This window comes from Dysgonomonas sp. ZJ709 (assembly GCF_011039195.1).
Taxonomy (GTDB): domain Bacteria; phylum Bacteroidota; class Bacteroidia; order Bacteroidales; family Dysgonomonadaceae; genus Dysgonomonas.
The window spans coordinates 38,419-64,154 of the sequence record NZ_JAAKEM010000010.1; the positions used below are offsets into that span (position 1 = coordinate 38,419).

Below are 25,736 nucleotides of genomic sequence, written 5' to 3' on the forward strand. Positions count from 1 at the left end.
TCATTTTTTTGATTAATAGCCTGTGTTTTGAGACAAGTTAGGATTAGCATCCCTTTCTTTTTGAGGGATAGGGAATAGCAAATGTTTACTTGTTGCATTGACTTTTCCAATAGAGTGTAAGAAGTTTAAAGCGTATTGTCCATTGTCGATACGAATCATATCGAACCAACGATGTCCTTCGAATGCCAACTCGATACGGCGCTCTTTGATAATTTTCTCACGCATTTGATCCTGATTTAATCCTTCCACATCTGCTCGTGTGGTTAGTCCTGCTCTTTTACGCACCTGATATAATGGCTCTTGTGCATCTTTTGTCCGTCCTAATTCATTTAGAGCTTCGGCTTTCATCAATAATACATCCGCATAGCGTAATACTATTACACTGGCTGAGTTAGTATTATAGTCGGGAGATACAGATAGTGGCACCAAGAACTTGCGAACATTATAACCTGTACTCGACATCGATTTTTCATACTGTTTCCCATCGAATGCCGGTCCTCCTTCATATAGAATAGTTTTATCTTTTCGTTTATCATTTTCTTCATATTGGCTTACGAATTCTTCTGTCGGTTGATTCCAGCCATATGCTCCGCCGACCCAACCGCTATTGCGTGGACCCATATAAGTACTTAACCAATTAGCCTGGTTATCATCATCCCAGAAACCTGCTTTTGTTAGCCCGTAATATTGAACTTCGAACAACGATTCTGCTGTATTCTTATTCTGTTGTTCGCCACCGAAACAGTCGCTATAATCGGGATTGAGCGTATATCCTAAACTTTCTACAAGATTGCACATCTCCAAACATTCCTGATATCTACCCAATGTCAGATACACTTTGGCTAACATACCCGCTGCCGCACCTTTAGATGCACGACCTACATTACTGCCTTTGTACTCTTCTCTCACAGGTAATAAGTTTATAGCTTCTTTCAGATCGGGAATGATAACATCATTATAGATTGTCATCTTATTGGTACGTGTCGGAAGTAAATCATCACCTGGTTTCAATGTCGTCACAGCCATTGGCACATCGCCAAACAATTGGACTAATATAAAGAAATAGTGTGCACGAAGGAACCGAGCTTCCCCGAGACATCTGTTTTTCAACGCCTCATTGATATTTATGTTCGGAATATTTTCGAGAACAGTATTGCAATAGAGAATACCGGGATTAGGCCCTCTCCATATATCAAGCGCAGCTGCATTGTCGGTTGTGGTCACAAAATTGGCTAGAGTAATAGTTTCTATACCATCGGTTCCTCCACCTGCTCCGACCTCACTATTTCCGGCAATAATATCGAGTGTCCAGATTCTCATATTATAGAGTTTAGGACGTTGGAGCGGTTGGTAAGCCCCGTTCACTAAGGCAATAGCAGATGCTTCGTCGTTTATAGCTTCTGCACTGGGATCTTCGAAAGACTCCTTGTCTAAATAATCGGAGCACGAAGCAAATAGAGCCGAGATGGATATTAATCCTATATATAATATTTTTTTCATAATCAATGTTTTTTGAATTAGAACTTAACGTTTACACCAACACTCAACGTACGGGTAACAGGGTATGTGCTTAAATCGACACCACTTACATTTACCTCAGGATCGAATCCCGAATATTTTGTAAGAGTAAGCAAGTTTTGACATGAGATATAAAAACGAGCCATACTTAGGAATGCTTTTTGTGAAATAGATCTAGGTAGTGTATATCCCAAAGTCAGATTCTTCACTCTCAGATACGAACCATCTTCTATAAAACGGTTTGAATGGCGCACGTTTTGGTTAGGATCGCTATATATAGCACGTGGTACGCTATTGCTTGTACCCTCGCCAGTCCATCTATCCAGCACTTTTATTGTCTGATTTTGTGGAATAGACATACTTTCCTGCCATATTCTGTTTGCGTTGTATATATCGTTACCTGCAACACCTTGCAAGAAAATTTGCAAATCGAACTCTTTGTAAGCAAAGGTATTGTTCATCGAGAATGTCCATTCGGGCGACGGGTTACCAATATAGGTACGGTCATCTGCATTGATTACGCCATTATTGTCTAAATCTCTGAAACGGATATCACCCGGTGCTGTTCCTCCCGGCACTTGTATAGCATATCTATCAACTTCTTGCTGATTTTGGAATATTCCATTGGTTACATAGCCGTAGAATGAGCCGATAGGATGCCCTTCGGTGTTCACTCTCACTTTTGTCATGTTAATGTCACCTCCTACAAATAAAGGAACTCCATCATTCATACTTATCACTTCGTTTTTATTGTAAGACACATTGAAGTCGGTATTCCATTCGAAAGCTCCTTTCAGGTTTTGAGAAGAGACAGTAAGCTCTATACCTTTATTTCTTACCTTTCCTGCATTTATACTAGGAACATCTATATCCGAATACCCTGTTGTAATAGGTACCGACATTGGCACCAACATGTCGGACGTATTCTTTATATAAGCATCAATAACAACATTAATACGTTGATTCAATAAAGACAAATCTACTCCGGCATTAAATTGTTTTACTGTTTCCCATCTCACGTTAGGATTGGGCATCACTTTAGGGTATAGTGTAGAAACAGGGGTTTCGTTAAATACATATTGTCCGGTTTTCAATCGTGTGAAGTAAGCATAATTGTCTATACCGGCTTGGTTTCCTGTTTCACCATATCCTGCTCTCAATTTGATATCGCTCACCCATTTATTCTTGTTATAGAACGATTCTTCCGACAATCGCCATGCTGCCGAGAAAGAAGGGAATGTACCCCAACGATTCTCTTTAGAGAAACGAGATGAACCATCACGACGGATAGTGGCAGTCAGTAAATATTTGTCAGCATAATTGTAGTTGACACGACCAATAAATGATAATATAGACCAATCGTTTTTAGTACCTCCTACAGTAGGGTCTGTTAATCCATTATTCAATTGATTATTGTTGTCTGTCAGGAAATTCTGAACACTTGCGCTCATATTGTTATATACATTATTTTGAGCACTCGAGCCTATCATTGCATTCAAATGATGTTTTTCTTTGAATGTTTCCATATAGGTCAGTGTATTATCCCACAGATAAGTCATACTCTTATTCGACTCTTCATAAAGATTCGATTGTGGTTGGGGAATTGGCTTCCAGTTATACTTAGGATAGAAATTACGTTTGTCCCAGAACTTGAAATCAATACCTCCTAAGGTTTTGAACGTAAGGTTTTTCATTATCTTTATTTCGGCAAAAGCATTAGCCAACACATTATAACCTTTTGTTTGTTCTTTATTCAAGGTGGCACTTCCTATCGGATTCCTTATATCCCCATATTGATAGGCTGGTTCTCCAGGTCCTGAAAATGAACCGTCTTCATTAAATACCGGTTGAGTAGGCAAAGCAGCCATAGCATCGCGGACACTGTATGAACCCTGTTTTTTGATATCATGGCTCAACGTTACATTATTCCCGAATTTCAACCATGGACGAACTTTCGATTCGCTATTGAATTGAAATGTATAGCGTCGGTAAGAGGTATTTAATATAATGCCTTCCTGATCGAGTACCCCTCCTGATACATAATAATTACTTTTGTCGTTACCTCCCGAATAAGATAGGGTATAGTTTTGCATAACTGCCGCACGGAACAGTTCATCAAGCCAATTAGTACCAGTACCTAAGGCTGAAGGATCAGCAAAATCAGGTCTTTGAGTATAATTCGGATTGTTGTAATTCTTGATCATTTCGTTATGCAACGATGCAAATTGGCTGGCATTAAGCATTTTTGGCATACTTGTAGCTTTCTGTACTCCCCAATTGGCACTTAGGGAAATAGAGCCATCACCCGATTTTCCTCTTTTTGTTGTGACAATTACAACACCATTTGCTCCACGTGAACCATAAATTGCAGTGGCCGAAGCATCTTTCAAAACATCAACAGACTCCACATCTTCCATGTTCAGGGCATTGAGAGGCATATCGGTAGGAACATTGTCAATTACCAATAAAGGTTCACTATTATTTATAGTACTAATACCACGAATACGAAAAGAGACGTTATCGCCCGGTTTTCCGGATGATATAACCTGTACGCCCGAAGCTCGTCCCTGCAATGCTTCACCGATATTGGCTACAGGTTTGTCTTTGATCGTTTGGGCAGAAATAGACGAAACAGACCCTGTCAGGTCGCTTTTTCTCATCACTCCATATCCTACAACTACGATTTCGTCTAGAATTTTAGAATCTTCTTTCAGAATAATCTTCAAATTTGATTTTCCTAAAGTAGGAATTTCTTGGCTTACAAAACCAATGTAAGAGATTGTAAGTACGGCGTTGTTATCGACATCCAATGAGAAAACTCCGTCGATATCGCTAATCGCACCCGTCGTGGTACCTTTCACTACTACCGAGGCTCCTATAATAGGCTCTCCCTGTTGGTCGGTTATTACTCCTGTAATTTTGTTCTGATCCTGAGCCAGTATATTCAGGCTGAACAGCATACACATAAATATGAAACATATTCTATGTAAGCTCGTAAAAGATTTTACATTCATCATGGCAAGGTGTTTAAATTAAAATTAGATTTTGAATTAGGATAAAAGGTAGTTTTGAAGTTTGGCTATTAAACCTCTTCTAAACTGATCTCTACAAAAATAGGGTGAGTATAAAGAAAGAAAAACAAGATATAGAAATAATATAGATAAGACATTAATATAAATGTCTTATTAATAGAAACATAAGGTGTTTTTGGATGCTAATAAAAGTAGATAGGATATCCTAAAATTAGCTATTTTTTGTAAATTTGACTCCTATTTTTGTTACTAAAAGTTCAAATTCGTCGCGAGGTACAGCTGCTTTATTTCTTACCCTTGTACGGTAATTGTAAATAGTATTTGCAGAATAATGGAGGAAAGATGCTATCTTGGAACTATCGACGATGCCCAATCGTATAAGAGCAAATATACGTAATTCTGTATTCAATAATTCATTTGGTTTCAATACAAAACGCTCTTTTTCGAGAAGCAGTGAATTGAAATCCTCAACAAAACTAGGATAAAGGTGTAAAAATATATTATCAAATTTATCGAAAAGATCTTTCAACTCATTGTCGATCATATCACGAGACTTCAACATCTTATAAAGCTCGTCCAGCCTTTTTTCTACAGCTTTTTTGTTCAGTGTGTTCTGATACTTCTCCAACTTATTTATATACATAGAACACAGATCGAGAAAGTGTCCGATATATGTTTCTTTAATGCGGTTTGCTTCAGATAGTTCACCATTAAGATTGTTGAGTTGAACATTATTCTTTTGCAAATCGGTATTCAGTTCGTTCAGTTTTACATTTGTACGGTAAAGTTCTTTTCGAATACCAGCTACTCGTTTCATTTGCCTGTACACATATATTACAGCAGCAATTAAAAATAAAGATAACAGACTGACAAGGATGAGAAAAAATAGTAAACCCTCTTTTTGCTTAGTCACCTTATCTTGATATGCGGTATCTATAATCGGGAATACTTTAGATACTTCGAAAGTTCTCAATCGGGCATTACAGAATATAGCATCTTCCATCGAAAATTTGATGCATTTATAAGCGTTATCGATATCGTTCGTTTCGAATAATACACCAGCTAAAGCTTGTAACGAAGCATTTTCTTTAATAGCATTCTTTATATCACAAACAGCAGAAATAGTATAATATACTCTTTGCTGCTCAATATTATTTTCTTTCTTATAAACATTAGCTAGTGCATAAGCTAGTACCGCTCTTTCATGATCTTCTAATTTTGATTCTTCCAAAAGATTTTGTAAAATCTGTTTTGATTCTTCCAATCTATTCTGATCCAGCAATTTTTCGGAATATACTATCTTATAATGATTAGATGTCTTATCGAGTACATTTAGAAGTGAATCACGATACAAATTGCTTTTTGCATAATAGATATTTGTATATAAATTATTGGAGGAATAAGAACTGTACAAGAGTTTATACGTATCGTAGTAACTGACCAAAAGTTTTTCAGGCATTGTTTTTCGATCTATGCTCCTCAATAAGTCTATAGATTCTATATACATTCCAGCAATAGTATATAAGGATGCTAAAGCCAATTTCGATTTGTCTATCCACAATACATTATTCAGTCGATGCGCTATCTGTAAATTTTCTTGAGCAAAGTGTATGGCCGAGTCCGATATATAGGTTTTATATTGATCGTACAATTTCAGATTAATATCATAGCGCTGCACCTCTGATATATTGGGCGTTTGGAGCATTCTCTTAATTTCTGATATTTTTTGCTCCTTCACATGCATATACACCTCCTTATTATCCAATAATTTGCTTAAATATTGGAAAGTAGTGTCTTTTTCTATAGCAGAATATATATAGCTAAATTGCAAAAATACAAATATCAAGAGTAAAGATTTCTTCATTGCTTTGCATATAAATAAGCTTATCGGCAAATATAAAACTATTAAACAAATTATTGTAAGTATTTAACTTAAAAGGTGATTTTGTAGTATTGTTTACTTCGATATTGATAAGATATTATATGGTGAGATTGGTATATCCGGTCTTAAGTGGTATTTGATATTCGATTAGTAATTGCAAAAGGTAATAAAATAAGTATTGATTGTCTTTCGAGTATATGATATTTAACTGTCATTCATTTCAGTTATTCCATATTCAAGACATATTTTAACTATAAGTCCATGAGAAAATAAAATTGTGAAATTTCATTATATTTGTACCTGGGAAATTAATTATGGAAGTTTGGCAATAATATATCCCCCAACTTTCTTGTATATATCATAAAAAAACAATGCAATCAATTAAAGATAATGGGTCGAAATTCCCTCTAAATAATACTATAACATTAGCAGACTTTATACAATACGAAATACCTGTCGAAAAATTAGGTGAATTCAATATATATATTCCTGATTATTATAGAAATTCATATAATGGTACCATATTTATTATGGAAAATGAAGTTGTTGTAAAAGACCTTTTTCTTGATGATCTGGAAAAAGAGAGCAAGAACAATCACTTCTTTGTTTTCAGGAAAAATGTATCTGTCGAAAATGCATTAGTACAAATGGAAAAAGATTTTGGTCCTGTAACTATATTTCAAGGAGATGTTATAGCCCGGAATATTTGGATGGGAGGAGGAGAAACTACTTTCGAAAAAGACGTAACAGTTGCACAGACATTCATTGGGGTATACAACCATGGAACAACCACAGTTGAAGGTTCTCTGGCGGCTGAGGTTATTATATCATCTGATCATGCATTAAGAACTAAAAATATAAAAAAAGGTTATATAATTGGACGAAATAATGACAATACAGAATATGAACTAATAGATATATTTCAAAGCAAGTATTATGATAAATGGGAGGAGGTACTTAAGGAAAGCAATATACTGAAAGCAATTCTAAAGGGCGAATCCATTATCAGCGATAAATCGATACAAAGCCCACTGGAAAAACGGTTTTTCAAGTTACAGGAAAGTAAAATAAAGAAACTGGATTTATCATACATGGATTTGGAGAATATCCCCGATAAAGTATGGGAACTGGATGAAATCACTGTATTAGATCTTTCAGGAAACTACATAAATACTATTTCGGATGATATAGTGAAGCTAAACAAACTAAAAAAGATTAGCATAGATAATTGCGAATTCACTTCTTTTCCCGAAATATTATCTCAACTTATAAGTCTGGAAGAAATAGAATCAGGCCATAATCAGATATCTGATTTGCCTGATAGTTTTTCGTTATTACAATCCCTGAAAAAGTTGAAATTTGATGAATGCCATTTTGAAATAGTTCCCGATGTATTATATAGCCTACCTCAATTAACAGAACTGGACATCTCCTCTCAGAAAACCAAAAGTAAATTATCGATAGATAAATCATTTCCTAAACTAAAAAAACTTAATTTAGAAAGAAATTTTCAACCTAATATCCATTGTATTCAACCCCAATTGGTCAACCTAAATATCTCAAGTTGCAAATTAAATTCTTTTCCTGAGACTATATCAAAAATGGAAAATATATCCATATTAGGCATGATGGACAATCTTTTCACTTCTTTTTATTTTGAGATAGAGAAGCTTGTAAAGCTGAAAGATTTCTCGTTCGACCTTTCTCTATTGGATGAAAAAAGCATACAAATATTGAATGGATTATCCAAACTGACAACACTTAGGTTAAATATAGACAATGCGACATCCGATGATATAGAAAAGCTTTTGCAAATAGGAAACTGGACTAACCTTTATACTAATGATGTCATCGAAGATATGTTTGTAGGAAAAAAAATATTAGAACGAAAAAATCTGAGATTGATAGAAATGAAAGGCGAGAAGATGAATTTGAAAGAAGCTCGTGCTTTGCTTGGGATATTAGTGTAATTAGTCTTTCAATTTAAAGTCCACCAAAATTGTGGTCTTATCAAGCGATGTACTTCCGTGTATGCAGAATGGTATAGTACTATAATCTTAAAGTTTATTTACAATAAAAGCCCATCAGATTATTTCTGACAGGCTTTTATATTTCTGAATATGTATATCTTTTTTCGAATATCTCTTAAAATGCTCGTATCAAATATATGGGCATAATGACGGAGCATCTTTCCATGCTTGCTCGCTTATGTAAGGCTTCTCTTTTAATAACACTTTGCATAATTATCAGTCTCCTTAATATATCCTGTTTGAGTAGAACAGTTTAACGCTCGCTCCTTAAATTCTATGTCATTCTTATTTGGTCCTTCAAGAGGCATATATACGTCTTCTGAAGTACTTGCAACCATATATGATTCCCATCCTTTTAAGGTATTTCGCATCAGACGAATCCTTTTAGCATTGCTGCTAACTATAATGGCCGAATTATCGAATGTATTGTCTGTAGCTTCTATGTCTATGGTGTAATAATTGACAAAACACAAACCTTCACCTTTGGTATCTTTAAATTCGTTGTGGTGAATTTTAACATATTCGACCCACGATTTCCAAGGATGCAACGGATCAAGCCAATCAGTTTCGGGTTCTATGTCTATTCCGCAACCTGGCGCCATTCCGCCTATATCGTAAATCTTATTGTAGGCTATTTCTACATTACTAGCATGTATAATACTTATACCTTGCATGCTATTATGGAAAATCTCACAATTAACGATCTTGATATTCTTATTCAATCGTTTCTCATTGGGTGCTATAAACCCATAACCAACCCACATGGCACTGCCTCTGAAGTTTTCCATTTTCACCCCATCTATTGTAATATTTCTCGAACAGTTTATTTCGATAGCGCATTCACTAGGTTTCGTATTGTTCTCGGCATCATACTTATCCTTGTTACCGATCAGATGCCCTCCGATGATAGTTACGTTTTCTACTTCATCTATACGAATCAGTTTATGCACGTCCTTGCTACCGGGCTCAATATATAATGTAGCTTCTGTCAAATCGAAAGTGATATTATTGGGTATGAATATACCATTACCATTATCATAGCCTGTAGCACCTTCGCTACGTATCAGATACTCGCCCTTAGCGAACTTTATTATACTATACCCTTCGTCTTTAGCCTGTTCGATAGCTTTATTTATTCCGTCGGTGGTTTGTCGGGCATTCGATTTGTTGGCCGAAATTCCAAATTGAGAATTATTTATAACAAATACATTACTCGGCTCAGAATCATCATTAGAACATGAGAATGCAAGTAAAGATACTAATAGGATTAAATATATATATTTAGCTTTCATTTGATTTATTTCTTTTATAACAATGAGATTATGGACAAGTAAAATTCGGAGTTTTGGTTGAGTAGTCTGTTATCTTGTAACAGATATTCTTCTTATCGCCCTCAGTGGGGATACAATAATCTTCGCTCAGACCATTTTCACTACTTGCACTGATATAAATAGTACCTGTATTGGTAAGCGTATTCTTATAGATTTGTACTCTTTGGCAGTGTATGCCAAAGATATTTAAGTTTTCAAAATAATTTTCAGATACCTCTATATCACTCCCACCCCAAAGCCTCATTCCATTGCTACAATTTTCGAATGTATTGTTGCTTATTTTAACGTTTTCCATTACACTTTTCCACGCTGAGTTAGGATTTATATCGATTGCGTATTGGTCTATGCCTCCTTTAATGTTAGAAATCTTATTGTTTGATATTTCAAGCCCTTTATTTTCAACCGCATGAATACCATGTTTACCACAGTCCGAAATATCACATCCGGTAACTTTTACATTTTTAGAAGGGAACCTTCCATGAAATGCTATATAAACGTATGTCGTAAATATAATACCACTGCCTGTTACACTTTCTATTTTTACATTTTCTATTTTTACATCTCTCGATGCTACAACCTGAATACCATACCCTAAGGCATGGTTTTTATTCGCATGTTGAGCTCTATCTCCAATAATATGTCCACCTCTGACTGTTACATTTTCGGCATGATCTATCTGTATCAATGCATAGTGAGGAGCGTCGTTTGGCTCTACATACAATCTGGCTTCACCCAGATCGAGAGTCATATTGGTAGGCACGAATATACCATCGGTGGCGTACCAGTCGCTCTCATTAACACAGTATATCAGATAATCTCCTTTGATCAGTTTAACGGTATTATATCCTTCCGATTTTGCTTTTGCGATAGCCTTATTGATCCCATCTGTAGTTGCCTTAGCTTCTGTCTTATCTGCTCTGATGCCAAAGACATTGTTGTCTATTACATATATTTTTTCAGGAATCATACGCATATCTGCATTCTGGTCTTCGTCTTTTGTACACGAAGAGACAAACAGACACATAACCATTAAGAGCTTACTATAATATCTTATCATTATGAGTTTTATTATTGTTAAGTTAAAAAATAATAGAATTCACTTTTTCAAAAAAAAGTTAAAATTTAATTTTATACACACCTACTATTATGTTATAAAATCGAATAGATATCTATATTATTAAATTATATTCAACAAATAAAGGTATATAATAAAACAATAGATATAAAATATATCAAATTATTATCGATTCATTATCCGTAAAAGAATATAAAGTATATTCGCTTTACCATTCTTAGCAGCCCAGAAAAAGAGACGCCAATGGAGTGGAAAATACTTGAGTGGTAAATTCTTCACGGCTAAACGATATTGCTCTTGGGTTATTATCTGTTTTATTACGTTTATTTTATCTTGTGTACTTCGCGGGGACTTACATTCATTTATCCCCTGCCCTATCAGCCCCAGTGCGATCCGACTGTTAAGAGCTTCATTAAAATCGGAAGGAAGATCGTATGCCACAATAATATCCGACATCATCGAATAAAGATTTATCCACCGTTCATTGAGATTTCTGTTATGACCTCCGGTAAATGACTTTCCACTTTTACGGTAGTGATACATAGCCTCGTTCACATAGAATGCTCTTTTTATACGAGTGAATACTTCTATATTAAACAATACATCTTCGGCCGAACCAATAATATTTGTATCTACAAATCTGGTTTCTGAGATTACATTACGAGAATAGAGTTTACCCCATACAGTGCCCCACGAATGGAGTAATGTAGGGTCACACAGTTCTGCTCCAATAGGACCTATAATCAGACGATGTAAGGACTGTATATTGTTTTCGTCAAACAACCTATCCCCATCCATTAAAAAACGCGGAGCATTCTTCCCATTCACAAATTCGCGAGTATATGCCCAAAGCACTATATCTATATCAGAGTCTCCTATCAAAGTTATTGCTCTTTCGCATGTGGTGACATCTACCCAATCGTCCGAATCTACAAACATGATCCATTCCCCTTGTGCTTCCTCTATAGCTCGGTTACGCGCCGAGGCTATACCACTGTTTTCTTGTGTAATCATTTTCAAACGGTGGTCTTTTTTCGAATATTCGGCTAAAATAGAGCCACTTTTATCTTGTGAACCATCGTCGACACACACCACTTCTATGTTGTAGTAGGTTTGCTTCAACAGACTATTCAAGCACTTAGCCAGACAATGTTCTACATTATAAATCGGTACAATTATACTTATCATAAAATCTTGAAAAGTTCATCCCACTTGCCAGCAATGATGCTAACATCATAACGCCGTATATTACGACGAGCATTTCTACCCATTTCTTTACGCAATTGTTCATCTTCAATCAGTAAAGAAAGCTGTTTCGCAAATTGTTTTATATTCCCATTCTCAAGTAGAAAACCGTCTTCTCCATCCTTGATTACATCTCTCGGTCCACAGGGACAATCAAAAGCTACACAAGGCACTCCACACGCCATAGCTTCGATTAGCACCATTCCGAAACCCTCGAATCGAGAAGGTAATACATAGATCGAAGATGCCAGATATTCGTTCTGTATATCTTTAACCGGTTTATTTATATTTATAGAAGCTTCTCTTATAATCTCCGGCAAATTACTATTATCTGAAACCGAACCATATATGTCGATACTCCAATCCGGATACTTATGCCCAATTAGTTTCCAAGCTTCTGACAAACGTTCATAACCTTTCTGAACCGAGACTTTTCCAACACTAATAATACGTTTATTATTCAATTTAGAAATCGAATCGGGATAAAATGGAAGAGGATTAGGTATTACCTCTACATTTTTAGATCTCCACTGCTGCTTGTTATCACTTGTCAGGACAATAAATCTATCATAGAGCCTACTTCCTATATCCATCAATAATAAAGATATTTTTTGTTTTAGATTTGGATTCTTACCATGGGTAACCATCTCTTTCGAAACATGTCTTTCGTAAATAATCTTGGCTTTACTGCCAATCCATAAGGGCACAAAAAATCCCTTTAATCCATCATCGCAAACGGAAATAACATCGGGGGCAAATTCTTTTACGATACGTCGTATACCCAAGAAATATTCGAATTTACTCTTTATTACCTCTACCGAACGAAAAACTATTCTGGAACTGAACTTATAAAATGGTTCTTTCTCTTTCTCATTAAGAGATACTATACAAATTTCATAACCAAGATTATCGGCAAGGTACGACGCCTTTACAGAGAGTACACGCTCAAGACCTCCAACTCCTGTTATTCCGTTAGTTATATACAATAACCTCATAATAATCTATATATAAGCTCTACTTCTTTAGAATTGCCATAATCGGTAATCTCCATATTCTTACGAAACTCTTCTTGTAACGACTTATTCTCTATAAGAGATTGAATTCCGTGTGCAGCACCATCGATATCCATAGGGACAATAAGACCGTCGAAACCATCTATCAATTGGCTGGCCGAAGTATTAAAAGCAGTTATCACAACTGGTTTCCCCAGTATTTGTGCTTCCCGTACGGTAACTGCTTTACCTTCGTAACGCGAGGGCTGAATATAAATATCACAAGCGGCAATATAAGGATAGGGATTCATTTTCTTACCCAAGATAATAAAATGATCGTGCATTCCACATTCGTCAATTGCATTTCGGACTGTATCTTCATCTCCGTAACCGATGGCATACCACTTGACAGGTAGTCCATTCTCTACCAGTTTGGCACAGATACGCACAGCTTGATCCAATGCTTTCGGATAACAAAAACGTCCTACTGTGAGAAGCTTTATCTCTGCATCTAATTCCGGCTTTTGCAAAAGAGCCTGTTCTCTAACGAAATTTACGGAAAGGATATTTTCAATAACAACAACTTTATCAGACAAAGATGGGAATCTTGATATGAATGCTTTTTTTGCATCTTTCGAAATAGCAGCGATGTAATCGTATGCACCCCAAGATTTTAGTTCACGCCCCACATCTATCGCAATATTCGAGTAATCGGTATGAATCCATGCCACCTTACATTTCGCATTCACTTTGTCTTTCACTATATTATGCGGTGTTATAAAACTTATTGCCAGATCGTAAACAATATCGTTTATCGGAGGCAAATAAGAAGTAGTAGCATCGGCAACATATTGATATATAGAATAGTTTTCTCCGTTAGTATTCCTTTTACCAAATCGTCTTGCCTGATATTTAGCCTGCAACCGCCCCAAAGCAATCCTCCAATATCCTTCAGCAGCGATCTGAGTTATAGGCCGTGTTAGAGTTGTATAGGCTGGAATCTCGGGTACTAGGTTGACCTTGGATGGTATAAACTGCATTAATTCACCCGAATGACGATAGATAAAAAGATCCACATCAAAACGTGAATAGTCGAAGCTATCCAGAAGACCCAGTAAGGAACGTTCCACTCCTCCTATCTCCATATATTGAATAGAAATGAGCAACCGTTTTTTCATCGTTTAAATACCTTGAGCAACATTGGTTTAATATAAGTGAATATAAGGTTTCGCATTTCAGTTGTCCTACTAAACAATATATAGTATAGCCCTATGGGAACGACTAACGAAATGATGCTCTTGAGAACAATACCAATCAGTGAGTCGTCATTCAAGAGATAGCACAGATAATAAGTGACTACCCAAGAAATGAGTGCGATCAGCGTATATTTAGCATAGCTTATGAAATAGAGCCTGAGTGGTTTCTTGAATGTATATTTGTAAACAAGAAACGGAAATTGCCAAAATCCTATAGACAATACACTTATGGTTGAAGCGAGTAAAACCCCCGTAATACCCCAGAATTGAACGAAGATAAGAGATAGTATAAGGTTAGTACATCCTTGTATTAGCGGAGAAAATTTGTCTTGTACAAATATGCCCGATTTTACTTTAAATATTTGAACAGAAATACGCATACCAAAAATATAAAGGTTGATCAGTATGACAGCTACTGTGGATATATCCAATAAATATTCGGAACCTAGCCACCAAACAATAAATGGATTAATTGTATTCGAAAGTACAATTACAGGTAAGGATATTATAATAAAATTAAGTAAGAATATGGTGTTGAAAACCTTATTGACATGCTCAACACTTTCCGTAGCTATGAGGTTACCGACACTCTCCGAAAAACTATTTAAAGTGTTTGTGACAATATTATTTATATAACTTGTTATCAATGTATAATTTGAATATAAGCCAACTATCGCAATACTGACAAATGAAGATATAACAATATTACCGGTCGAATGCATCAAATATCCCCCGAGACTGTGTAAAAATAAAGCTTTTGAGTTCGTAATGATTCTTTTCCGTGTAAGTTCGTCAACCTTGTATTTCACTTTCGTTCTAATATATGAATACAGTTGATTGACTTTATAGGTAATAGCGACATTGTACCCAACAAGAAACAGGGATTCAATAATAAGATATAAAATATAATTTTTCGTATAGTATAGTATAGCCAGTTTTGTCAGGTTCAATCCTACCTGATATACCAGATTGATACGCACCAGTTTATACTGCTTCTGATCTGCATTAATTAAAGACCATTTGTATGCAGCGAAATAAGGAACTATGCTGTTGAACAGGAAAATGAAAAATACAACAGAGACATACTTCAATGATTCGCCGTCTTTAATAAAAACATCAAGAAAAGGATATATTGCCAATCCCATTAATAGTACGCCGAGGCTGATGTAGCGATAAATCTTTCGGTATAACTGTACGAGTGCAATGATTCTTGGCTGATCCTTTTCTGCAAGGGGTTTATACAAATTATACACAATACTGGTACCAAAACCGCCTTCAAGTAAGGATACTACACTCAGAATATTGAGCAACAATCCATTAAGCCCCAAATACTCAACACCTATGTTATCTACGAAAACTTTTCGGGTAAGAAATCCCAGAAAAGTCATCACTAGCATAACTGAGATACTGGCTATGAAATTCTTCCGCGAGTTATCCGTTCGCATATTCATTCAGATCTTTTGACAACTTCAATGCGATACCCTGTGCGAATGGCATAACTGAAAAAAAAGTAGAGTAATAGCCGATACCTTTTGTGTCGCCCTGACAGAAATCTATAGCACCAGTTCTACGAGTCTGTCGCATCAACTGCTTTTCCACCCGAAAGGCAGCATCTAAAAATCGTGTATCAGAATTTATCCGATATGCATTTACCATCAATAGACCTATCAAAGCTGTACCAGACGACTCGCATATAGCCTCTTTATTAAAAAACATAGCACCGAAGCCACCTTCGTCTTTTTGATAAGGCAGTAATTCGTATGCTAACGAGATGATGCGAGCATCAAGCGATCCGTCTGTATTCGACTCGACAAGTCCTAGTATATACCATCCGATGCCACGTGCCCAATCATATATTCCTAAAGGAACATCTCGAACTATATCATAAGCATGTGAAGGAATGGAAGAATCCGCCAATTTCGCTTTGTCATATTCTTCTATTTGTTTCATGGCAAGCTCACCTTCTCCACAGAGAACAAGAAAGGGAGTAACCATGCCTATTGTATCTATAAACCTCACATCTGGAATAGTAGCCCGATAGGGAATAGTCTCTTGGTCTCCCTTCAATTTTGTTAGGAGAGAAATAATAGTTTTCTCGGCTATTGGAGTTAATGCTTTATTTTTTTTTAGAATATATGCCAACAAAGCTTCATCGATATGTTTAGGATCCTTTTTCCAATTGCCGGTTGTAGTATCTATTTTTCCGTTACTATATCGGACAGCCTCAGTTTTGCCGAAAGCCATCAACAGACCTGCTGCTTGCCAGCTTTGTATTGTTCGGTTATGATATCTGCCACGCAACACATCATAAAGTACCCAATAATTATTGTCTGTTAGTTTTACAGTTGGAGGCCTATCTAACCATTTACGGGCTCTCGATTCGATTGCCTTTTGCCACTTGAGCCGATCATCCCATCTGCCTATATGAATTCTGGCTTGCCACTCACAAAAGAATAAGATAAAGTCGAACCCAACAAAAATAAGAAGTATAGCAAACAGCGATATAATAACTATCATATTTTTGTAATTTCTTTTCCGGCCTCTGCAGCTTTTGCTTTATATTGCCCCATAACCAAAGCATAATGATTTCTGATATCAGCTTCGTGTTCATATATATATTTAAAAGCTTTAACTAGCTGGTCATCCTTTGTTAACGACTGTACAGGTACTACATAATTATCCTCCGTTCCGAAAATATCACGTGCTATTCCCCTCGCTTTCACCGAATAGCCTACAACCAAAGTCGGTACACACTCTGAATATGCAGCAATACTGGCATGAGTACGTGCTGCTATAAAAAATCGACAGCGGGCTATATACCCCTTGAGTTCCGATGCTGCGGTATCTTCTATCATTACTATCCTCCCTGTATGAGCAAAACGATTGTATAATTGCAAAAGAGGTTTTCTGTCATCATTATGTGTCCATACTACATGTGGGATTAATGCGATATTCATATCCGACGTAGCCATTATATGTTCTATCAACCCTATATAATTGTTCAGCGTAGAATCTTTGCTTGTTTCGTAACTGATAATCATGGGGCTTATATTGATCCCGACTGTATTACCATCTTTAAAGCCTTCAGGTAAAGGAAGATCTATCCGATTAAGCTGGAATGCCGGATCGGGGAATAATGAGACTTTATGCAGACCTTTTTTCTTCAACGAATTATAAGTGATACTTTCGCGGGCAATTATCAGATCGAAAGCCGCCAGATCCTCAAAAACGATATCATTGTTTATTGCCTCTTCTTCTATTGAACAGCCCCACAGTACAGTTTTTTTTCCTAATTCTCTGACTGCTCTATTAACTAACAGAATGTGATTATTAATTCCATAACAATAGTTATCACCTCCTATACTCATCATCAGATCACTCTTCTTCGCTGCTTTGAGGATAGGATCGAAAGCTAGTCGGTCAAATTTCTCCACACTACCACTTATCCGAGCTAGGAGATATCGTATAGAAAAACGGTTAATTGGCTTTTGAGCAGCCGACAATTTGCAGCATTTAGCCAATCCGTATTTTGCGTCTTCTTCCAGAGATGCCGAGAATAGTTCAAAATCAATATTTTTCAATATTTTCACCGTGGATCTGACTATTGCTTCACATCCGTGATTCCCACTTCCTCCATGTGGTGAAAGAATAATTTTCATATTAGTAAATGTAAAATTTGATGGTATATTTTTTTAATGTAATCATCTGATATAATTACTCTTGACTTTTGAAAAATCTTTCTTTTTGTTTGTTTTTTACTTTCTGTCATGCTGAACGATAAAGAAGAAGCATACAACCGAGATCCTTCGTTCCTCAGGATGACAAAATAATACGAAAAATAAAAAGTCAAAACCACTTCATAGATAACAAACAGGTCTGAAACTTTTACTTTGACCTCAATTCGATTTTTCTTATTTAGCCCTCCGTTGTATCAACCACATCATTCGATAAAATCTTCCTGACATACTTATCCTCAACCAACTTGGAATTGATATTGTGTATTTATTAAAGGCTCTCAGGTCATTCATAAACTCAATACTAAAAGCACTTTTTATCTCTTTTACAGATAACTTATTACTCATTACCAGATCGTAAGCGATGCCCCATAGACGATTTGATAAATATATTTGAGCATTTGAACTATTGATCTTTTTTCCCTTGAAAAAGGAACAGATAATCTTCCACTGTGTGTAATTATTAGCAAAGTTTCGACTATGCGCAGAAGAAGAAAGCGATCCTTCCGATAAAATCCGGTAGTTATAATCTGCTGTGTTTATTACAAAGATGTTGGTTACATATTTTAAATATTCTAAATTGAATACCAGATCTTCACCATACTGAACTCCTAATGGAAACCTTATATTGTTGCCTCTAATTATATCAGAATGGTATAACTTAACAACTGGTCCGTATAATAAGAATTTTCTATTCAATTCGACAAAACGGTCGGAATCTTCACTTCCAATTATAACCAAACCTTGAGTTGCAGTATTTATTTCCGTCGCTAAAGGGCGAACCAGTTTCATACCACCGACGATTAGTTCTGCATCAACTTGCATCATCGCCTCGTAAAGTCGGGAGAGATAACTCTTGTCAACAGTATCATCACTGTCAATAAATGCGATATACGTTCCTAATGCGTGCTCTATTCCCAGATTTCGTGCGGCAGATACTCCAGAATTCACAATATGGAATACTTTGAATCGACTATCCCGGCTAGCATATAAATCACAGATACTACTACTGCGATCGGTAGACCCATCATCTATAAGCAAACACTCCCAATCTTCGAATTGCTGTGCAATTACAGAGTCCAAGCATTCTTCCAGATATGCTTCAGTATTGTAAACTGGTATTATAACCGATATCTCCATACTCGCTTTGGTCTGTGATCTTAATTATCAATTAGATTATATATTTCATTCATTTGACGTTCTAGTGAAAAACGGTTACCTCCTTCTATTGCTTGGGTTCTATATCTTGTAGTCTGCTCTGTGTCCTTCAATATATTCCTCATCCCGTTTAACAAAGCTATATCTTCATTTTCAACTATAATCCCCCATTCGTTACGTTCTCCCAGAAGTTGTTCCATTTCTGCACACATTACACTAATGACCGGAGTTTTCAGAATCAGAGCTTCAGCTACAACCAAGCCGTATCCTTCGTAGCGTGACGAAAAAACAAACCAGTCTGCTGCCTTGATGTACGGATATGGATTACTTTGATAGCCCAATAATCTGACAATTCCCTCAAGTTTCCTTTCTTTAATTAGCTCTTCCAGATATTTCCTTTCTGTGCCTTCACCTACTATCCATAAATTGAGGTCAAAACCTTCGGCAACTAACTTACCTATAATAGCTATCAATCTGTCATATCCTTTTTGTGGAACTAACCTTCCAACTGATATGAAGAATAAAGTGTTTTCCTTTCTTTCAACAGTAAAGAGAGAAGACATTCTTCGTATCCCTTCAGTATCGATGGGATTGTATATAACTATCGACTCATGCAAGAACAACTCTTCGACTGATTTTTGTACACTTTTGGAAACAGAAACCACCTCGTCAAAAGATGAATAGCACTTGATTTGCTCATTCATAGATCGGAATGCGATATCCGTCCATGGATATAATTTCAAATCGATGTGAACCCATGCTATTTTTTTATTAGAGCGACCACCGCTGACAATCCTTGTAGCATATCCTTCGATAAAAGCAATCTCAATGTCAAATTTATCCCTTAAATAAAGCTGTCTGAAAGCACGTGGAGAAAAATTATCATATACAATCAAATTAATCTTATTATATATTTTAGCCCAAATGCGACCTGCTTTCGATCTCTTTTTTTCTAGGTTCTTAAGAATACTTATATATTTAATATCAGCGGGATAAAACTCATTATTAATATCTTCTTCCCTGTAATTTACAAGTGTAATATTATATTTTCGTCGGTCGAAATTATTTAAAAATACCTGCAATACTCTCTCTGCTCCTCCGCCATATAGTCCATTAACGACAAATGCAATATGCTTCTTTTTCATCTTAACAAATCTTCTATGGGTTTCATTAACGACGATATACTAAAGTCGTTACCTCTTTTTTGAGCTTTTTGAGTTAACATAGCGAGATAATCACGATCGTGTATAATCTTTCTCAACGGTTCGAGTAGAGTCATATCTTCATTTTCTACAATGACTCCATAGATGTTATCGCCTAAAAGTTCCTTCATTCCCGAACACAGTGTTGTTATTACAGGAAGTCCGAGAATCAGAGCTTCCGTTACAACTGTACTATATCCTTCGCATCGTGATGAACAAACAAAAATGTCGCTGGCTAACATGTACGGATATGGGTTAGAAATAAAACCCCAGAGCTTTACATCGTCATTCAGATTGTTTTTATCAATATAATCAGCTAGTCCTTCCTTTTCAGGTCCGTCCCCTAATATCCACAATTCAAAATCACAACCTTCATTTTTGAGTTCGTTAATCACCTTTAATAGTCGATCATATCCCTTTTGCTCTACAAGGCGCCCGACAGTGACAATACGAAGTTTCTTCTTTATATGTAAAGAAACTTTTTCCCTAGACTTACTAATGATCTCATCGCTATCAATAGGGTTATAAACAGTCTCAGCTTCAATTCCAAACTTCGATTCAACTGACTGCTTAACAGTTTCTGAAACACATATTACTTTATCGTATTTTAAGTATGTCTTCCTCTCTCTATCTATCGAAGAATAGACTAGACTTTGAGTCCATGGATTAACCTGCATATCTGTATGCACCCATGCGATCTTATTCTTATTAGGTGAGTATGCAAGTAGCTTTGTTACAAAGCCTTCGCAAAAAGCAACTTCGACATCATTCCTTTTTGGAACAAACAAATTATAAACTATCCGTAAAGGCAAATAGAAATAGATCAAGTGGTATAATATCTTATATAAAATCTGATTACGTGTTTTTATTAATGGCTTAAATTTTACAAATCTACTAATCTGATCCACATATACACCGTTGGCTATTATAGTAGCCACAGTTATATCAAATTTGTCCCTGTCTATATGATTTATAATTGTAGAAAGTGTTTTTTCTGCTCCACCACCAGCAAGCGATTCGATAAAAAACAACACTTTTATTTTTTGTTCCATGTACTTGATTATGTATATGCAAAAGTCTTAATGAAAAAACCTTTCATTTTTCTAACGAAGAATAAATGATATTGATATATTGGTCGCCAAAATCTATTCTGAACAAAAAAACGACGTTTTTTACAGTCTGTAACTTTACCTGTAGGGCTAATAATGTATTCTACCATACCAACTATATCTTTCTCCTCAATATATTCTCTTATATATGGCTGATTATCTCCTTGAAGTATTAGCTGATTTTCATTGATAGACACCAGACGATGCAATATGTATTTTTCCTTATACACAAAGAGAAGTATAATACCAATCCTCAGATATTGTTTTTGATAAGATGTTAGTACCACTTTATGCTCACCATTCAACAAAGTGGGATACATACTTGTCCCCTTAATTTTCAGTTCTACCGAATTGCCCGAATTAATAATATTTCTAACATTAGTAAAAAACAGATTATTGGATATTTCTTTCACAGCCATATAAATCAATATATTGTAGTATATGCGACCTCAGCCGCTTGCTTGTCAGGACGGCATTTTAGTTCATATACAGGAGTATCTTTAAGAATTTTATCTAGGCAATAAATTATTTTTTCGGAGAATAATCCATCGTATGCTAAAAAAGGAGGAAAAGATGGATGTATAGCCCCGATAGAATTTAGCTTACTTGAGCGACTCATTTTATTCTCCGGATATTGACTTAGTCTCACCATTGCTTTTAATGGAACTATCTCTTGCCGGTAACAGTGGGTTTTACCGCTCCATGGAGACCCACAAACAAATATTTTGTCGTCTTTGATACGTAACAGAGGTGAATCGTCATTCAGTAAGTAAGCATTTTCAATATATTGCAACCATAATCTTGTATGTGTACTTTTACCTGTTCCTGACTCACCTAGAAATAGAACTGCCTCCGAATCTTTGACGATCGTTGATGCATGTATTGGAAGCACTTTTTCCTTCACTGCCGGTAAAGAATACGCAATCCACATGGCAAATTTGATAGATATTGGACAGTTGCAAGAAGACATTAAAACATCATTGCTATGCGGATTATAGATAACGCTTACAATCTTACTACCATCCTGCCGGTGCATTTCATAGAGATACCCTTCTTTACAAGTCGAAAAAGAGTGCTCTATATCCAATACGTTAAAACGATGAATATGGCAAACTTCTGTAAAGTAAGCAGCATCCACATTTTCGTCCATGCGGATGAAAATATCAATATTAACTTCACTTTGATCATCGATTTCGAATACATCAAACTCGGGTAATCTAGTCAATTGTTGCATAGTACTTTCTCCACTCAGCTCCACTTTCAAGCCGGCTATCGAATATATTTTTCTCATTATTTTAAAACTGTCAAAACCAAAATTTTCTCACTCAGTTGTTATAGTGAAATAATTATATGTCTACTATGCGATTGCAGAATTGAAGTGTACTCTCCCGATGCGAAATGATCAGAAGAGTAAAATTATCAGAAGCTAAAGAGTGTAGTAAAGAAACAATATCTTCCTCTCTTTTTGCATCCAGAGCAGATGTGGCTTCATCAACAAAGAGAATTTTCGGATTTTTATACAATGCTCTTGCTATCCCAATCCGCTGTTTTTCACCTCCGCTAACGGTTGCTCCTCCCTCTCCTATAATCGTATCTAAGCCATCTTTAAGACCCTCAAACCATCGCTTAAGTCCCACTTGGTCAAATATCTCCAATATCTTATCGTTGTCCGGTTCAGTCGTCGACATCGCAATATTTTTAGTTAGAGAATCATTTTTTATAAAAACATCCTGCTCTACATAACCGACCAATTTATGCCAACTTTTTCTGTTTTGAGAGGATAACTTAACTCCGTCAATATATACACCACCTTTCTGGGGAACATAGAATCCCAATAGCAGATTGAATAGGGTACTCTTCCCTGCCCCGGAGATTCCTCTAAAACCTATAGTTTCACCCTTATGTATCTTTAAAGAATAGTTTGAAAAGACAGGTGTATCGATCTCGAAACCAAAAGTTATATCCCTTAGTTCTATTTGTTGATTTAAACTTATAGGTTGGAGAATTTCTTCATTATTGTTCTTGTTATCATCTTCTTCTATCCCTTTAATCACATCAATTATGTATTGGTTATTCTGAAGAGTATGCCAACCGTTTACCATAGCTAGTATTGATGGCATTACTCGGATAGCTGTAAATCCAAAGATTATGAAAGAATTGACAGAAGTGTTGTTCGTCGTTCCTTCAACAAGCAAAATAATCAGTGCAATAACTGTGCATATCTGAAAAATCACTGATGGAATTTGCTTATAAACAATATTTTTAATGTCTGCTTTAAATATCGTATCAAGTCCCTTATTAAAGTCTTCATTTGTTCTCTCAAATGAATCATTAACTTTTAATGTTACATATCCCTTTAGGCTTTCCTGAACTATCTGAGCTTGTTTGCGACGAGCTTCGTATGCATCAGACCCAATTTCTTTAAGTTTATTTCTGACAATTACCAAGTATATCAAAGAAATAGGCACCATAGCAGCCAGTAACATCAAAGATGTCATAGGAGCAAGCCAGACTAAAAAGCCGATCAATAATAACATTACTACGAAGTTGGACATCAAATCCAAAATGGTTTTGATAATGTTTGTCGCAAATCCGTAACAAGCGCCATTGATGTGAAATGCCAACTGTGATGAATACATTTGGCGTATAAATAAGAGTCCCTTGTTATGATAATAATTATAAAGTCTTCGGGAGTAATGTTTATATATTTCCAGATAATATTTATTCTGAATATTTCCGAGCCAGATTGTAATTATACTTTTGAATGGCAATAATACCAAAGCAACTACCCCTAGCATGATACCGAATTGAGCTAGAGAATCCAATCCTATGAGTTGGAACAACCGAGCCATAAATGAATCGTCTCCTTTGATACTAGATGGATTCATAATTACGATAATGATTGGCAACAACGAAGCCAAACCAATTAGGTCCAGCAATCTGTTCAGTATCCCAATGATGACTATTCCAATCGCTCTCTTTCGAAATTGATGAGGGAGCAATTTAATGTATAAATTTATATTCATGGCAAAAATAGGCTCGAACTGAATTAGATCTTCGATGTTTTATTTGTAGAACGCCATCTATGTTTTAACAGATAGGCAAAATAGCTTTTGATCTCAGGGAGTAAAAATTCTGTAATATCTACCTTACCCAAATATTTTCTATATATATTATTTCTGCGGAAAAGATAGCGCAATACACCAAAAACAGGGATATGTATTTTGGGATTGACTCTGTACCGCATGATTGTTTTCAAGATAAATTCTTCTGTTGCTGCTTCTCTTTTTTGTGGAATTATGAAATAGGGATTGAACCCAAGATAGTTAGAACAGAAAGAGTTGATATGGCATACAAATTCTCTTAACCCCAATTCGTCTATTTGAGAGGCTAACAACTCACTGTCAATATATTCTTCGTTTTTACTGAAAAATATTGTCCAGTCACACATCTGTCTAATGTTTACATCCAGACAACAAAAATGTCTGAACGTATGACCTATTAGGTAAAGAGCCGCTGCCTGTGGCGGAAGCTGATATATATTATCCCTCTTTATAGTAGGACAAGTATTTTGAGAAAACATGCCGTGAAGCATATTCTCCATTTTTTGATACAATTGGCTTTCTCTTTGAAATTGTAAAGCAGTATCAAAAAATGTATAATGATTTTCTATGGGTATCCCATCTATTATAAAAATGGAATGTTTCTCTATTCCTTCCTCTTTTTTTACTCCGAGAGATGATATCAGATTATTAGCCTGTTCGGCCTTCTTGAACAAATAAATATCTATATCGCCACTCTCTCGAAAATATGGAACAGGATATAATTCAGATATGGTAACCCCCTTAATTATAAGGAGGGCTATATTATTTTCTGATAGTAAATTTGATAACTTCGCAATAATACATTTATAATGGTCGTATCGTTCGCAGCCTTTTACTACATTTACACACCAACGCAACTTCAATTTACGAGGCGGTTGTGACTCTTTAGGTAAGTACTGTAAACCACCATAACACAATAATAGCACTCCTTGTCTTACGGAAAGTTCAAACAATTGCTCCCAATCGTTACTTTCTGCACCAACAAATGTTGATGAACAACGATCTATTTTGTTTTTATCAGCATTCAGACTTAGCCGAAGCAGTGAAAAAAACATATTTACTGAATTT

The 25,736-nt window shown here is 35.8% G+C and carries 19 protein-coding genes; 1 reads left to right on the top strand and 18 read right to left on the bottom strand.

What is annotated here, in order from left to right:
- Positions 1-12 precede the first annotated feature (12 nt).
- From G7Y56_RS08770 to G7Y56_RS08780, 3 genes are all read right to left on the bottom strand, one after another.
- The gene (locus G7Y56_RS08770) at positions 13-1,500 is read right to left on the bottom strand and encodes a RagB/SusD family nutrient uptake outer membrane protein (RefSeq protein WP_165042753.1); all 1,488 of its coding nucleotides are present in this window, start codon (positions 1,498-1,500) and stop codon (positions 13-15) included.
- A gap of 17 nt (positions 1,501-1,517) precedes the next feature.
- Entirely contained in the window at positions 1,518-4,535 is a 3,018-nt protein-coding gene (locus G7Y56_RS08775) for a TonB-dependent receptor (protein WP_255498695.1), read from the bottom strand.
- 226 nt (positions 4,536-4,761) lie between these two features.
- Complete coding sequence (locus tag G7Y56_RS08780; protein WP_165042754.1) at positions 4,762-6,414, bottom strand: DUF6377 domain-containing protein; 1,653 nt, start codon at positions 6,412-6,414, stop codon at positions 4,762-4,764.
- Positions 6,415-6,803: 389 nt separating this feature from the next.
- Here G7Y56_RS08780 and G7Y56_RS08785 point away from each other — a divergent pair, with 389 nt between their 5' ends.
- Positions 6,804-8,402: a leucine-rich repeat domain-containing protein gene (locus tag G7Y56_RS08785; RefSeq protein WP_165042755.1), complete on the top strand. Its 1,599-nt coding sequence runs from the start codon at positions 6,804-6,806 to the stop codon at positions 8,400-8,402.
- A gap of 254 nt (positions 8,403-8,656) precedes the next feature.
- Here G7Y56_RS08785 and G7Y56_RS08790 read toward each other — a convergent pair whose 3' ends face one another.
- From G7Y56_RS08790 to G7Y56_RS08860, 15 genes are all read right to left on the bottom strand, one after another.
- Positions 8,657-9,754 carry a right-handed parallel beta-helix repeat-containing protein gene (locus tag G7Y56_RS08790; RefSeq protein ID WP_165042756.1) on the bottom strand — a complete coding sequence of 366 codons (1,098 nt, stop codon included), beginning with the start codon at positions 9,752-9,754 and terminating at the stop codon, positions 8,657-8,659.
- 28 nt (positions 9,755-9,782) lie between these two features.
- A complete protein-coding gene (locus tag G7Y56_RS08795) occupies positions 9,783-10,850 on the bottom strand; it encodes a right-handed parallel beta-helix repeat-containing protein (protein ID WP_165042757.1) in 1,068 nt (355 codons plus the stop codon).
- 183 nt (positions 10,851-11,033) lie between these two features.
- Positions 11,034-12,056, bottom strand: a complete 1,023-nt coding sequence (locus G7Y56_RS08800; RefSeq protein WP_165042758.1) for a glycosyltransferase family 2 protein — start codon at positions 12,054-12,056, stop codon at positions 11,034-11,036.
- Positions 12,053-13,108 carry a glycosyltransferase family 4 protein gene (locus G7Y56_RS08805; protein ID WP_165042759.1) on the bottom strand — a complete coding sequence of 352 codons (1,056 nt, stop codon included), beginning with the start codon at positions 13,106-13,108 and terminating at the stop codon, positions 12,053-12,055. The genes G7Y56_RS08800 and G7Y56_RS08805 overlap by 4 nt, the downstream gene beginning before the upstream one ends.
- Positions 13,105-14,283: a glycosyltransferase gene (locus G7Y56_RS08810; protein ID WP_165042760.1), complete on the bottom strand. Its 1,179-nt coding sequence runs from the start codon at positions 14,281-14,283 to the stop codon at positions 13,105-13,107. Before G7Y56_RS08810 ends, G7Y56_RS08805 begins: the two co-directional genes overlap by 4 nt.
- A complete protein-coding gene (locus G7Y56_RS08815; protein ID WP_165042761.1) occupies positions 14,280-15,812 on the bottom strand; it encodes a lipopolysaccharide biosynthesis protein in 1,533 nt (510 codons plus the stop codon). The genes G7Y56_RS08810 and G7Y56_RS08815 overlap by 4 nt, the downstream gene beginning before the upstream one ends.
- A complete protein-coding gene (locus G7Y56_RS08820; RefSeq protein WP_165042762.1) occupies positions 15,793-16,878 on the bottom strand; it encodes a hypothetical protein in 1,086 nt (361 codons plus the stop codon). The genes G7Y56_RS08815 and G7Y56_RS08820 overlap by 20 nt, the downstream gene beginning before the upstream one ends.
- Positions 16,875-18,020, bottom strand: a complete 1,146-nt coding sequence (locus G7Y56_RS08825; RefSeq protein WP_165042763.1) for a polysaccharide pyruvyl transferase family protein — start codon at positions 18,018-18,020, stop codon at positions 16,875-16,877. The genes G7Y56_RS08820 and G7Y56_RS08825 overlap by 4 nt, the downstream gene beginning before the upstream one ends.
- A gap of 252 nt (positions 18,021-18,272) precedes the next feature.
- Entirely contained in the window at positions 18,273-19,235 is a 963-nt protein-coding gene (locus tag G7Y56_RS08830; RefSeq protein WP_165042764.1) for a glycosyltransferase family 2 protein, read from the bottom strand.
- 20 nt (positions 19,236-19,255) lie between these two features.
- Positions 19,256-20,398 carry a glycosyltransferase gene (locus G7Y56_RS08835; protein ID WP_165042765.1) on the bottom strand — a complete coding sequence of 381 codons (1,143 nt, stop codon included), beginning with the start codon at positions 20,396-20,398 and terminating at the stop codon, positions 19,256-19,258.
- On the bottom strand, positions 20,395-21,507 hold the full coding sequence (locus G7Y56_RS08840; RefSeq protein ID WP_165042766.1) for a glycosyltransferase: 1,113 nt from the start codon (positions 21,505-21,507) through the stop codon (positions 20,395-20,397). The genes G7Y56_RS08835 and G7Y56_RS08840 overlap by 4 nt, the downstream gene beginning before the upstream one ends.
- An 8-nt stretch (positions 21,508-21,515) precedes the next feature.
- On the bottom strand, positions 21,516-21,983 hold the full coding sequence (locus G7Y56_RS08845) for a S24/S26 family peptidase (protein ID WP_165042767.1): 468 nt from the start codon (positions 21,981-21,983) through the stop codon (positions 21,516-21,518).
- 5 nt (positions 21,984-21,988) lie between these two features.
- Positions 21,989-22,855: a hypothetical protein gene (locus G7Y56_RS08850; protein WP_165042768.1), complete on the bottom strand. Its 867-nt coding sequence runs from the start codon at positions 22,853-22,855 to the stop codon at positions 21,989-21,991.
- A 55-nt stretch (positions 22,856-22,910) separates the two neighbouring features.
- On the bottom strand, positions 22,911-24,590 hold the full coding sequence (locus tag G7Y56_RS08855; RefSeq protein WP_165042769.1) for an ABC transporter ATP-binding protein: 1,680 nt from the start codon (positions 24,588-24,590) through the stop codon (positions 22,911-22,913).
- 23 nt (positions 24,591-24,613) lie between these two features.
- Complete coding sequence (locus G7Y56_RS08860) at positions 24,614-25,723, bottom strand: nucleotidyltransferase family protein (RefSeq protein WP_165042770.1); 1,110 nt, start codon at positions 25,721-25,723, stop codon at positions 24,614-24,616.
- Positions 25,724-25,736 lie beyond the last annotated feature (13 nt).

Coding starts and splice junctions, on each gene's coding strand:
- G7Y56_RS08795 (WP_165042757.1), bottom strand. CDS start 10,850: ATGATAAGATATTATAGTAAGCTCTTAATGGTTATGTGTCTGTTTGTC.
- G7Y56_RS08815 (WP_165042761.1), bottom strand. CDS start 15,812: ATGAATATGCGAACGGATAACTCGCGGAAGAATTTCATAGCCAGTATC.
- G7Y56_RS08840 (WP_165042766.1), bottom strand. CDS start 21,507: ATGGAACAAAAAATAAAAGTGTTGTTTTTTATCGAATCGCTTGCTGGT.
- G7Y56_RS08805 (WP_165042759.1), bottom strand. CDS start 13,108: ATGAGGTTATTGTATATAACTAACGGAATAACAGGAGTTGGAGGTCTT.
- G7Y56_RS08800 (WP_165042758.1), bottom strand. CDS start 12,056: ATGATAAGTATAATTGTACCGATTTATAATGTAGAACATTGTCTGGCT.
- G7Y56_RS08835 (WP_165042765.1), bottom strand. CDS start 20,398: ATGAAAAAGAAGCATATTGCATTTGTCGTTAATGGACTATATGGCGGA.
- G7Y56_RS08775 (WP_255498695.1), bottom strand. CDS start 4,535: ATGATGAATGTAAAATCTTTTACGAGCTTACATAGAATATGTTTCATA.
- G7Y56_RS08785 (WP_165042755.1), top strand. CDS start 6,804: ATGCAATCAATTAAAGATAATGGGTCGAAATTCCCTCTAAATAATACT.
- G7Y56_RS08825 (WP_165042763.1), bottom strand. CDS start 18,020: ATGAAAATTATTCTTTCACCACATGGAGGAAGTGGGAATCACGGATGT.
- G7Y56_RS08790 (WP_165042756.1), bottom strand. CDS start 9,754: ATGAAAGCTAAATATATATATTTAATCCTATTAGTATCTTTACTTGCA.
- G7Y56_RS08770 (WP_165042753.1), bottom strand. CDS start 1,500: ATGAAAAAAATATTATATATAGGATTAATATCCATCTCGGCTCTATTT.
- G7Y56_RS08860 (WP_165042770.1), bottom strand. CDS start 25,723: ATGTTTTTTTCACTGCTTCGGCTAAGTCTGAATGCTGATAAAAACAAA.
- G7Y56_RS08830 (WP_165042764.1), bottom strand. CDS start 19,235: ATGGAGATATCGGTTATAATACCAGTTTACAATACTGAAGCATATCTG.
- G7Y56_RS08810 (WP_165042760.1), bottom strand. CDS start 14,283: ATGAAAAAACGGTTGCTCATTTCTATTCAATATATGGAGATAGGAGGA.
- G7Y56_RS08845 (WP_165042767.1), bottom strand. CDS start 21,983: ATGGCTGTGAAAGAAATATCCAATAATCTGTTTTTTACTAATGTTAGA.
- G7Y56_RS08780 (WP_165042754.1), bottom strand. CDS start 6,414: ATGAAGAAATCTTTACTCTTGATATTTGTATTTTTGCAATTTAGCTAT.
- G7Y56_RS08855 (WP_165042769.1), bottom strand. CDS start 24,590: ATGAATATAAATTTATACATTAAATTGCTCCCTCATCAATTTCGAAAG.
- G7Y56_RS08850 (WP_165042768.1), bottom strand. CDS start 22,855: ATGAGAAAAATATATTCGATAGCCGGCTTGAAAGTGGAGCTGAGTGGA.
- G7Y56_RS08820 (WP_165042762.1), bottom strand. CDS start 16,878: ATGATAGTTATTATATCGCTGTTTGCTATACTTCTTATTTTTGTTGGG.